This is a genomic window from Streptomyces gardneri (assembly GCF_006539185.1).
Lineage (GTDB): Bacteria > Actinomycetota > Actinomycetes > Streptomycetales > Streptomycetaceae > Streptomyces > Streptomyces gardneri.
In genome coordinates this window covers 33,712-42,919 of the sequence record NZ_BJMN01000030.1, presented here as the reverse complement: position 1 = coordinate 42,919, position 9,208 = coordinate 33,712, and the positions used below count along the sequence as shown (strand labels likewise).

Annotated in this window: 11 protein-coding genes; 3 read left to right on the top strand and 8 right to left on the bottom strand. The window is 73.8% G+C overall.

The window, feature by feature from the left end; all coding sequences use genetic code 11:
- Positions 1-106 precede the first annotated feature (106 nt).
- Positions 107-2,344, top strand: a complete 2,238-nt coding sequence (locus SGA01_RS23030; RefSeq protein WP_141298314.1) for an alpha-N-acetylglucosaminidase — start codon at positions 107-109, stop codon at positions 2,342-2,344.
- A gap of 28 nt (positions 2,345-2,372) precedes the next feature.
- Entirely contained in the window at positions 2,373-3,068 is a 696-nt protein-coding gene (locus SGA01_RS23025) for an adenosylcobinamide amidohydrolase (RefSeq protein ID WP_141298313.1), read from the top strand.
- Between the two features lie 36 nt (positions 3,069-3,104).
- Here SGA01_RS23025 and SGA01_RS23020 read toward each other — a convergent pair whose 3' ends face one another.
- The 7 genes from SGA01_RS23020 to SGA01_RS22990 all read right to left on the bottom strand — a co-directional run bounded on the left by SGA01_RS23020 (position 3,105) and on the right by SGA01_RS22990 (position 7,659).
- Positions 3,105-3,689, bottom strand: coding sequence for an alpha/beta fold hydrolase (locus tag SGA01_RS23020; RefSeq protein ID WP_229918347.1), 585 nt, complete (start codon positions 3,687-3,689; stop codon positions 3,105-3,107).
- 167 nt (positions 3,690-3,856) lie between these two features.
- Positions 3,857-4,546, bottom strand: coding sequence for a DUF6230 family protein (locus tag SGA01_RS23015; RefSeq protein WP_141298312.1), 690 nt, complete (start codon positions 4,544-4,546; stop codon positions 3,857-3,859).
- Positions 4,543-5,160: a hypothetical protein gene (locus tag SGA01_RS23010; protein ID WP_141298311.1), complete on the bottom strand. Its 618-nt coding sequence runs from the start codon at positions 5,158-5,160 to the stop codon at positions 4,543-4,545. The genes SGA01_RS23015 and SGA01_RS23010 overlap by 4 nt, the downstream gene beginning before the upstream one ends.
- Positions 5,157-5,612 carry a DUF6114 domain-containing protein gene (locus tag SGA01_RS23005; protein ID WP_229918336.1) on the bottom strand — a complete coding sequence of 152 codons (456 nt, stop codon included), beginning with the start codon at positions 5,610-5,612 and terminating at the stop codon, positions 5,157-5,159. The genes SGA01_RS23010 and SGA01_RS23005 overlap by 4 nt, the downstream gene beginning before the upstream one ends.
- Complete coding sequence (locus SGA01_RS23000; protein ID WP_141298310.1) at positions 5,606-6,382, bottom strand: DUF6230 family protein; 777 nt, start codon at positions 6,380-6,382, stop codon at positions 5,606-5,608. The genes SGA01_RS23005 and SGA01_RS23000 overlap by 7 nt, the downstream gene beginning before the upstream one ends.
- Positions 6,379-6,885, bottom strand: coding sequence for a DUF6114 domain-containing protein (locus SGA01_RS22995; protein WP_229918335.1), 507 nt, complete (start codon positions 6,883-6,885; stop codon positions 6,379-6,381). Before SGA01_RS22995 ends, SGA01_RS23000 begins: the two co-directional genes overlap by 4 nt.
- A gap of 93 nt (positions 6,886-6,978) precedes the next feature.
- A complete protein-coding gene (locus SGA01_RS22990; RefSeq protein ID WP_141298309.1) occupies positions 6,979-7,659 on the bottom strand; it encodes a DUF6230 family protein in 681 nt (226 codons plus the stop codon).
- A gap of 191 nt (positions 7,660-7,850) precedes the next feature.
- Here SGA01_RS22990 and SGA01_RS22985 point away from each other — a divergent pair, with 191 nt between their 5' ends.
- The gene (locus SGA01_RS22985; protein ID WP_141298308.1) at positions 7,851-8,462 is read left to right on the top strand and encodes a TetR/AcrR family transcriptional regulator; all 612 of its coding nucleotides are present in this window, start codon (positions 7,851-7,853) and stop codon (positions 8,460-8,462) included.
- 6 nt (positions 8,463-8,468) lie between these two features.
- Here SGA01_RS22985 and lepB read toward each other — a convergent pair whose 3' ends face one another.
- Positions 8,469-9,101 carry a signal peptidase I gene (gene lepB, locus SGA01_RS22980; RefSeq protein ID WP_141298307.1) on the bottom strand — a complete coding sequence of 211 codons (633 nt, stop codon included), beginning with the start codon at positions 9,099-9,101 and terminating at the stop codon, positions 8,469-8,471.
- Between the last annotated feature and the right edge of the window lie 107 nt (positions 9,102-9,208).

Genomic DNA, 9,208 nt, shown 5'->3' with positions numbered 1-9,208 from the left:
GGCTCCGCCTCCCTCTCCATCGGCACGGGCCACCCGACAATGAGCCACGCCTTAGTCCTCGTCGTTGCCCTCCTCCGCGCAGGAGCCCTCCCCGATCGGGAGCCAGATGGCCAGTCGTCTGATCCTCCGATGCCGTCCCACCCTCGTCGTCGCGGCGCTCGCCCTCCTGACCGCGGTCTCCCCAGCCGCCACGACCGCCGCGCCCGTCCCCGCCCCCGTACCCGTACCCGGGCCGCCGCCCCCGTCCGCCTTCGACCCCTCGCCCGCCCGGGCCGGCCTGGAGCGCCTGCTGCCCTCCGTGGCCGGGCAGTTCGAGCTGGTCGCGGTCGACGAACCCGCCTCCGGCGACTACTTCTCCGTCTCCGGGACGACCGGGGCGATCCAGGTACGCGGCACCTCACCGGCCACGCTCCTCGCCGGGGTCGGCTGGTACCTGGAGCGGGTCGCGGGCGTCGACATCGGATGGCCGGGCGACAGCCTCGCCCGTCTGCCCTCCACGCTCCCCGAGGTCACCGGCACCATCACCCGCAAAGCGGCCGTGCCACACCGCTACGCACTGAACGACACCGACGAGGGCTACTCCGGCGCCTACCGCGGCTTCGCCTCGTACCGGCACGACATCGACCTGATGGCGCTGCACGGCGTGAACGAGGTCTTCGTCCCGACGGGGGCCGAGTACGCGTACTACCTCGCTCTCCAGCGGTTCGGCTACACCGCGGCCGAGCTGCGCGACTGGATCCCGGCCCCGGCCCACCAGGGCTGGTGGCTGCTGCAGAACATGTCGGGCTTCGCGGGACCGGTCTCCGAGCAGCTGATCGAGTCCCGCGCGTCGCTGGGAAGCAAGATCGCGGAGCATCTGCGTTCGCTGGGGATGACCCCGGTGCTGCCGGGCTTCTTCGGCACGGTGCCACCGGAGTTCGCCACCCGGAACCCCGGCGCGGTCACGGTGCCGCAGGGCAAGTGGGTGGGGTTCGCCCGGCCGGACTGGCTGGACCCCACGGGGCCGGTCTTCGCGCGGCTGGCCGCGACGTACTACTGGTTCCAGCAGCGGCGGTTCGGGGACAGCGACATGTTCAAGATGGATCTGCTGCACGAGGGCGGCACCCCAGGGCCCGTCGACGTGGCGGGAGCGGCCGGGGCCGTCCAGCAGGCGCTGGAGGCGGCGCACCCCGGCGCCACCTGGGTCATGCTCGGCTGGCAGCGCAATCCCTCCGAGGCTCTCCTGAGCGGCGTGGACCGCCGTCGGGTGCTCGTCGTCGACGGGCTCTCCGACCGCTACGACGGACTCGACCGCGAGACCGAGTGGGGTGGTACGCCGTACGCCTTCGGCTCGATCGGCAACTTCGGCGGCCACACCAGCCTGGGCTCCAACACCGGTGTGTGGGGCGACCGTTTCCACACGTGGCTGACCGCGCCCGGCAGCTCGCTGCGGGGCATCGCCTACCTCCCGGAGGGCACCGGCGGGAACCCCGCCGCGTTCGACCTGTTCACCGAACTCGCCTGGCAGCCGGGCCCGGTCGACCACCGGTCGTGGTTCGCGGCGTACGCCGCCCGGCGGTACGGCGGTGCCGACCCCCACGCCGCCGCCGCGTGGGAGCAGTTGCGCCTCGGCCCGTACAGCACGCCGTCCGGTACGTGGAGCGAACCGCAGGACGGCCTCCTCGCCGCGCGGCCGAGCCTCACGGCGGCCAGGGCGGCACGCTGGAGCCCGAGCGCCATGCGCTACGACGCCGCCACCGTGGAGCGCGCGCTCGCCGAACTGCTGCGGGTGGCGCCCGAGCTGCGGGCCACGGACGCCTACCGCTTCGACGTCGTGGACGTGGCACGGCAGGCGCTCACCAACCGTGGCCGCGTCCTGCTGCCGCGTATCAGGACCGCGTACGAGGTGAAGGACGCGGCCCGGTTCCGGGAGCTGGTGGCCGAGTGGAACGCCCAGGTGGAGCTGCTCGGGCGGCTGGTCGCCTCCGACCGGCGGTTCCTGCTCGGTCCGTGGCTCGCCGACGCCCGCGCCTGGGGGACCGACCGCGCCGAACGCGACCGGCTGGAGTACGACGCCCGCTCGATCCTCACCACCTGGGGCGACCGGGTGCCGAGCGAGACGGGCGGCCTGCACGACTACGCCAACCGCGAATGGGCCGGTCTGATCCAGGACGTGTATGCGCCCCGCTGGGCCGCGTACTTCGCGAGTCTCGACACCGCGCTGGCGAATCGTACGGATCCACAGCCCATCGACTGGTTCGCGAGGGACGACGCCTGGGCGCGCGGCCACAAGCGGTACACGACGACACCGACCGGAGACCCCGTCGCCCTGGCCGCGGAGGTGATGGCGGCCCTGTCGAGGTGAGCCGCAGGACACCTCCTAGGGTGTGGGGGTGCTTCCCAGAACCCTCCTCGCGAGCCCGTCCCTGGCCGACGCCGCCCTGCTCTCGCACACCGAGCAGGGCCGCGCGTGGCCCCTCCTGGTGTGGGCCCCGGGATCCGGCGTACGGATGGTGTCGAGCGCCGTCCTCGGCGGAGGCATCGGGGAGCGGGCCTGGGTCCTGAACGCGCAGGTCCCGCCCGGCTACGACCGGCTCGACCCCGTCTCCCACCTCCGCGCGCTGGCCTCCGGGGCCGGGCTCGAAGGGCCCGGGGTGGGGCTCATGACGGCGGCCTCGGTCGAGAACCGGCGGTACGCGGCGGACGGCGGCGCCGAGGCCGTGGTCACGGCCGGGATCGGGGTACGGGGCTGGGCGGCCGTTCCGGGCGCCGGCGGCGTCGCGGCCCCGCGCCCCGGGACGATCAACATCGTCGTGTCGCTGCCCGTGCCTCTCACGGACGCCGCCCTCGTCAACGCGGTCGCCACCGCCACCGAGGCGAAGGTGCAGGCCCTCGTCGAACTCGGCGCGGACGCCTCGGGCACACCGACGGACGCCGTCTGCGTGGCCGCGCCCTCGCCCACCGGACCGTCCGGCGGACAACCGACCGCCGAGGCCTTCGCCGGGCCGCGGTCGCTCTGGGGCGCGCGGCTGGCACGGGCGGTGCACCGCGCGACGTACGAGGCCTGCGCCGACCTGCTCACCCCCTAGGAGGCGGCCGTGGTCGGCCGCAGGCGCCCGGGTGCGTCAGCCGTGTGAGAGCAGCGCCGCCGTGAGTTCCGCCGCACGCCGGTGCCAGAAGCCGGCGCCCCGGAGCATGGCGTGCCCGCCCGTCGGCATCGGGATGCCCGCCGCGTCCGCGCCCGCCGCCCGCGCCCTGCGGACGAAGTCCCAGGACTCGCGCGCCGAGGTGACGCGGTCGGTCTCGTCGTGCAGGAGGTAGAGCCGACGGCCTCCGAGGTGGTCGACGGGTTCGCCGGTGGGGCACCAGGGCGCGAGGGCGACCACACCGCGGACGGCCGGGTCGCCGGCGGCGCTGAGTGCGGCGCGACCGCCCATGGAGTGGCCCAGGAGCACGACGGGTACGGGACCGACGCGTTCCCGGAGCCGGACGAGGGCGGCCTCGGCGTCCCGGGCGGCGTCGGCGCGCGGGCCGTTCCAGCCGCGGTGGCGGTACCGCACCTCGGCGACCAGCACGTCCCGGCCCCGGACGGCGCGGGTCACGGCGCCGACGAAGGGCCTCATGCGCAGCGCGGGCAGATTGAGGGCGGGCGGCGGCTCCGGCCCGTCGGCGCGGCCCCCGTGGAGGAGCAGGACCGCCGCGGCGGGCATCGCCGGCGCGCTGCGTACGAGCAGGGTGCCGGGCTCGGTCGGCCTCGCGCGGCAGCCGGTCCCCGGGGTCACCGGGAACCCGCGCTGCTCGGGGGAGCCGCGTGTCCGGATCGCCGCCACGCCATCGGTTACCTCCAGGAGTCGACCGTGAGGGCCGCAGTCTGCCATCACGGCGTCCCGGGTGTACCGACGGGCCCGGGTGGGGCGGGGCAGGCGACCGTGCCCGGTCTGACGGTGAGGGCGAGTTTCGGGGTGGTGAGGAGGCCCGGGATCTGGAAGTCCTGGGCGGTGCCGACGATCCGGTCGAACTTGGCGTACCGCGCCTGGATGCCGAAACGATGCTGCGGACTGTCCAGCGGGTTGGCGACGTACGCCCCGGTCGCGTCCTTGACCGTCTTCACGTCGGCGCCGTTGACGTTGAGGTCGACGATGCCGTCCATGTCGAGGACCCCGGTGGCGCTGCGCAGGTCGAGGACGGTGTTCTTCGTCCGGATCTCCCAGGAGCGGGGGTTGTCGTCGCCCAGGGTGAGCATCAGCGTGTACGTGACTCCCGCGATCTGCTGGCGCTGGCTGAGGCACAGGCCGTTGAGCACGCCGTCGGCGAAGCCCATGCGGAGCACCCGGACCGTGCCGGTGGTGCCGTCGGGCCGGACGACGGCCTGGTCGACGACCGCGGCGCCGTACTGCGTCCCGTACAGGCTGCTGGTCGTGAAGTCGACGGGACGGTCCTGGATCCGGAGGCCGACGGCGAGCGCGCCGCTCGCCATCGCGGACCCGAGGCCGGCCGCCACCAGGAGCGCGGGCACGGCGACGGCGAGCGAACGGCGCCAGTGGGTGCGCCCTTCGGGGAGGCTCACGGGACGGTCACCGTGATGGTCCCGGGGAGGTGGACGGGGTTGTCCGTGGAGTCGAGGGCGGCATGGTCGTCGACCGTGCGGATCGCGTAGATGTCGCCGGCGAAGTCCTCGGCCCCGGCGGTCAGGGGGATGAGGGAGCCGAAGAAGTCGAGCAGCCCCTGTACCCCGCAGATCTTGACGAGGACCCGGACGCAGACGTTGGTGATGTTCCCCCACATCGTGGTCGTCTCGGGCTTCCCCGCGCTGTCGTAGCCGCCGAGGGAGCCCTCGTTCGGCACGTCGATGGTGACGGTGTGCCCCGCGGCCCGCTGGGTCACGTTCATGTGCGAGCGGATCTTGAGCTTGGTGAAGGTGTACTGGGTCGTCGTCCTGGTCGTCCCGTCGGAGAGCCGGATGGTGACGTTCCTGTCGACGGTCATCGAGACGGCGACCATGCTCGCGATGGTGACGCGCAGCGGGTCGGGCGCGGGCAGGAAGGGCACGCCCAGCGGCTCGGGCGCGGCGGCGGTCCGGCCGGCGGCGCTGCTCGGCTGCCCGGACCAGAAGGCCGTGGCCACGGCGAGGAGCAGGGCGGTCGTCACGGCGAGCGGCTTGGACGGTACGCGGCGCGTCATCCTTCCACCGCCCCGCGGCGCGGGCGTTTGGCACCCCAGCCGACCGTCATCGAACCGCCGAGGACGCCGAGCGCCATCCCGACGAGGAACCCGCCGAGGTTGGAGACGACGAGGGACACGACCGCGAGGACCGCGCCGATGAGCCCGAAGGTGTAGCGCTGGGCGGGAAGCGCCATCGGGATCAGGCCGCAGAGGATCATCCCGCCGCCGACGAGGTAGCCGGCCACGCCCCCGAAACCGGTGCTCACGATCAACTGGAGGGAGCTGAGGGAGAACTTGAGGACGGTCCACCCGCCGGCGATCAGCCACAGCCCGCCCCAGAACGGCCGGGTCCGCCGAAAGGCCCTGAACCACCGGACCCACCGGCCGCACCCCTCCCGAGCCGCCCCGACGACCCGAGCTGCCCGACCCGCGCGATCCGCCCGATCGCTCCGAGCCGCCCCGCTCAGCATGCCGTGGCCGATCCCGCGACGACCCTGATCTTCAGGTCCGGAAGCACGAGCGCCCCCGCCATCTCGGCGTCGTACGCGGTGGCGCTCAGCCCGTGCAGGGTGATCGAGCTGCCTCCCTCGCCGCCCGCCGAGCCGAGTCCGAACCCGCCGGGCAGCGCGCCCGTGAGCGGCTTTCCGGCCACGGTGACCTGGTCGGCAGACTGGCCGAGCACCGCGTTCTGGAGGGTGGTCGGCCCGTACGCCTGCAGTTCGGTGGCCTGGATGTAGAGGTTCGACGCGTCGATGTCGGTGGTGAACGTGCCGGGCGGTGCGGCCGTCACCTTCTGGCCGCCCGTCAGGAGCAGCGAGTACGGGACTCCCGCGATCGTCTGGTGGACGATGCCGCACAGCCCGGCGAGGCCGGCGCTCGCGAAACCGACGCGTGCCATCGCCGTGTTGGTGGTCGTGGTGCCGTCCGGGCGCCCGACGGCGGGGGTGTTGACGATGGCCCCGAAGCCGGAGCCCTCGACCCCGTTGGAGGTCAGGGTGAAGGGCTGCCCGGTGACGCTGAAGTTGGCGGCGAGCGCGCCCTGCGCCAGCGCGGTGCCCAGGACCCCGACGGCGAGCGCCGAGGGTACGAGGGCGAGGGCGCCGCGCCCCCAACGGGTGCCGCGCCGGGTGCCGTCGGAGGCCTCGGCGAGCATCCGGGCGTTCCATTCCGTGACGGCGCGGGTGCCTCTCGCGCACACCCGGCCGACGGACGGGCCGAGACGGGTCGTCAGGTGATTCATACGGATCCGCTCCCCACGGACTTGGCGGGTACGGGCGTTTCGGCGCCCGGCCGCATACGGCGGAGGAGGCCGCCGCGCCTCCGGGCAGGCTTCTCGGGCAGCCAGGCGAAGGCCATCGAGCCGCCGAGGACGGACAGGAACATGCCGAGGAAGAGCCCGCCGAGGTTCGAGAGCGGGAAGGAGGCGACTCCCGCGATCACCGCGATGACACCGGCGGTGTGGCGCTGACCCGGGAGCAGCAGGATCAGCAGGGCCATCGCCATGAGGACGATGCCTCCGGCCATGCCCGCGACACCGCCGACGCCGACCTGGAGGATCTTGCCGAGCGGTGCCATCGGCAGGAAGAAGATGACGAAGCCGCCGGCCCCGGTCCAGAGGGCCGCCCAGAACGGCCGGGTGCGGCGCCAGCGACGAAAGGCCAGGCGGGCCCCGCGCGGGGTGGGGGTGACGGGAGCGGTCGGCTCGGACGACTCAGGCCGCTCGGGCGTCGGATCGGTGGTCATGGACCCTCGCAGTCGGGATCAGGGGTTGGGGGGGGACGTGGCCGGGGATCCGCGTCCCTGGAGACGCGGATCCCCGGCGGTGTCAGGCCGGACTCAGCAGGGCTTGTCGCCGTGGGCGACCGCGATGGCGAGGTCCGGCAGGGTGATCGCGCCGGAGATCGTCGCGCCGTTGGCGTCGGCGTTGAGGTTCTTGATGTCGGTCCGGCCGCCGGTGGCGTCCAGGCCGAACTGGCCCGGGGTGCCGTCGTTGATGCCGGTGCCCTTGATCCCGGCGCCGTCGGCGGCGGCGCCGATCACGTTCGGGGTGGTGTCGCTCGCGTTGAGCGTGGCGGTGGCCGCCTTGAGCGACTGGGCGTCGAGGACCAGCTTGTTCGCCTGGAGCCCGGCTCCGGCGACGAGCTGGTCGCTGGTGAGCGGGGTCGCCGCCGCCGGTGAGGAGATGTTGAGCGACCAGGTGCCGAGGCTGCCGATGACCGGGAGGTTGACGGACTGGACGGCGTGGACGCAGATGCCGTCGAGGCCCGCCTTGGCGATGCCGACCTCGGCGGCGCCCTTGGCCCCGCTGGCGTCGATGGTGTGCATGACCGCGCCGATGCCCTGCGGAGCGGCGACGGTCTTCGAGCTGAGGGTGAAGGGGACGCTCGTCAGCGAGAGGTTCGCGGCGAGCGCGCCCTGCACCATCGCCGTGGCCATGGCCGCCACGGCGATGGTCGCGGGCAGAGCCAGGAACGCCGATCTGCGCCAGCGGGTGACGCCTCTGTTCTCTTCCTGCATGTGATCTCCCACCGTCGTCCCGCGCCGTCGGCGCGGGGGGATGTGAACCCGGCAGCCGTGCGCCTCACGGCCGGAAGACCGGAGACGGATGACACTTCGCGGCTACCTGTTCGAGGATTGGACAGTCAGAGAAGAAGTGTCAACACTCTGGACAGTCCTGAGCAGAAATCCGGCTGGACTAGGCTGACCCGATGGCACGGTTCAGGGAGACGGTCCGGACACTGCTGCGCGAACGCCTCCTGGACGCCGCGTACGAGGCGGTCGCGGACCGCGGCTTCGACAAGCTCCGGATGGCGCACCTCGCCGGAGCCGTGGGCGTCAGCCGACAGACGCTGTACTCGGAGTTCCCCTCCAAGGAGGCGGTCGGCGAGGCCCTGTTCCAGCGCGAGCTGGAGCGCTGCCTCCTCGGCATCCAGCAGGGCCTGGACGCGCACCGGGACGACCTGCGCGCCGCCGTCGAGGCCGCGGTCGGCTTCACGCTCACGCTGGCCGGACGGAATCCCCTGGTCAAGGCGGTCCTGACGAGCACCGGCGAGGACGGCCTCCTCCCCTATCTCACGACCCGGTCCGCGGCCGCGTTCGAGACCGCGACGGCGATGGCCGACGCGTACGTCTCGGAGGCCTGGCCCGGCGTGGACCCGGTCGCGCGCGAGCTGGCCGTGGACGCGGCGGTCCGACTGACGGCCAGCCACATCGTCCAGTCCACGGCCTCACCGGAGGAGTCGGCGCGTCGCGTCGCCGACACGGTGGTCCGGGTCGCGCTGAGCACGGGCCAGGAGAACGTCGCGCCCACCACCCGGTAGGTCGGCTCACGGGCCCGCCCCCTTCACCGACCCCTGCCCCAAGCCCTGCCATCGCTCCAGGACGGGCCGGTTGCCGAGGCCCGGCGAGGCCGAGACGGGGAAGGCCCGCAGGCCGACCCGCCCCTCGACGCGGCCGAGTCGCCCCCAGCCGTACGCCCGGGAGTCGTCCGAGAGATCGGGGTTGTCCCCCAGGTAGAAGAACGCGCCCTCGGGCACGGTCCGCAGCTCCGGCCGCGCCGACCGCGTGCCGTCCGGCGCGCAGCAGGCACCCGTGCGGTGGGCCTGCGTGGTCCATTGCGGGGCCACCACCCGGTGGACCGGACCCTGGCCCCGCTCCTGCAGGAGGACCTCGAAGGGCCGTTCCGGCGTGGAGGCGATGGCCACCCGGTCGCCCGGCAGCCCGATCACCCGCTTGACGAGCAGCGCGTCCCGGCCGGTCGCCCGGAGCAGGACGACGTCGAAGCGGCGCGCCTCGCCCGCCGAACTCGGTGCGACGAGCACCCGGTCCCCCTCCTGGAGGGTGGGGGTCATGCTGGTGCCGTCGACGCGGACGCTCAGGGACGTGACGGCCAGCGCCGCGAGCAGACAGAGCAGGACGCCGGTACCGAGGACGGCGCCGGCCGCCCGGCGCGCGTTCATCGGTGGCGGGTGGGGTCCGGGGGCCGGCCGGCGCCGGACCGGTCGATTTCGGTCATGGCGGGACGGTAGGCCCGGCGGCGGACGGCGGCTGTGACCGTACCGCTCAC

Bases quoted from the DNA above. Each gene is read 5' to 3' on its own strand.
- SGA01_RS23030 (WP_141298314.1), top strand. From the start codon at position 107: ATGGCCAGTCGTCTGATCCTCCGATGCCGTCCCACCCTCGTCGTCGCG.
- SGA01_RS23005 (WP_229918336.1), bottom strand. From the start codon at position 5,612: ATGCTGAGCGGGGCGGCTCGGAGCGATCGGGCGGATCGCGCGGGTCGG.
- SGA01_RS23010 (WP_141298311.1), bottom strand. From the start codon at position 5,160: ATGACGCGCCGCGTACCGTCCAAGCCGCTCGCCGTGACGACCGCCCTG.
- SGA01_RS23000 (WP_141298310.1), bottom strand. From the start codon at position 6,382: ATGAATCACCTGACGACCCGTCTCGGCCCGTCCGTCGGCCGGGTGTGC.
- SGA01_RS22995 (WP_229918335.1), bottom strand. From the start codon at position 6,885: ATGACCACCGATCCGACGCCCGAGCGGCCTGAGTCGTCCGAGCCGACC.
- lepB (WP_141298307.1), bottom strand. From the start codon at position 9,101: ATGAACGCGCGCCGGGCGGCCGGCGCCGTCCTCGGTACCGGCGTCCTG.
- SGA01_RS22990 (WP_141298309.1), bottom strand. From the start codon at position 7,659: ATGCAGGAAGAGAACAGAGGCGTCACCCGCTGGCGCAGATCGGCGTTC.
- SGA01_RS23020 (WP_229918347.1), bottom strand. From the start codon at position 3,689: ATGCCCGCCGCGGCGGTCCTGCTCCTCCACGGGGGCCGCGCCGACGGG.
- SGA01_RS22985 (WP_141298308.1), top strand. From the start codon at position 7,851: ATGGCACGGTTCAGGGAGACGGTCCGGACACTGCTGCGCGAACGCCTC.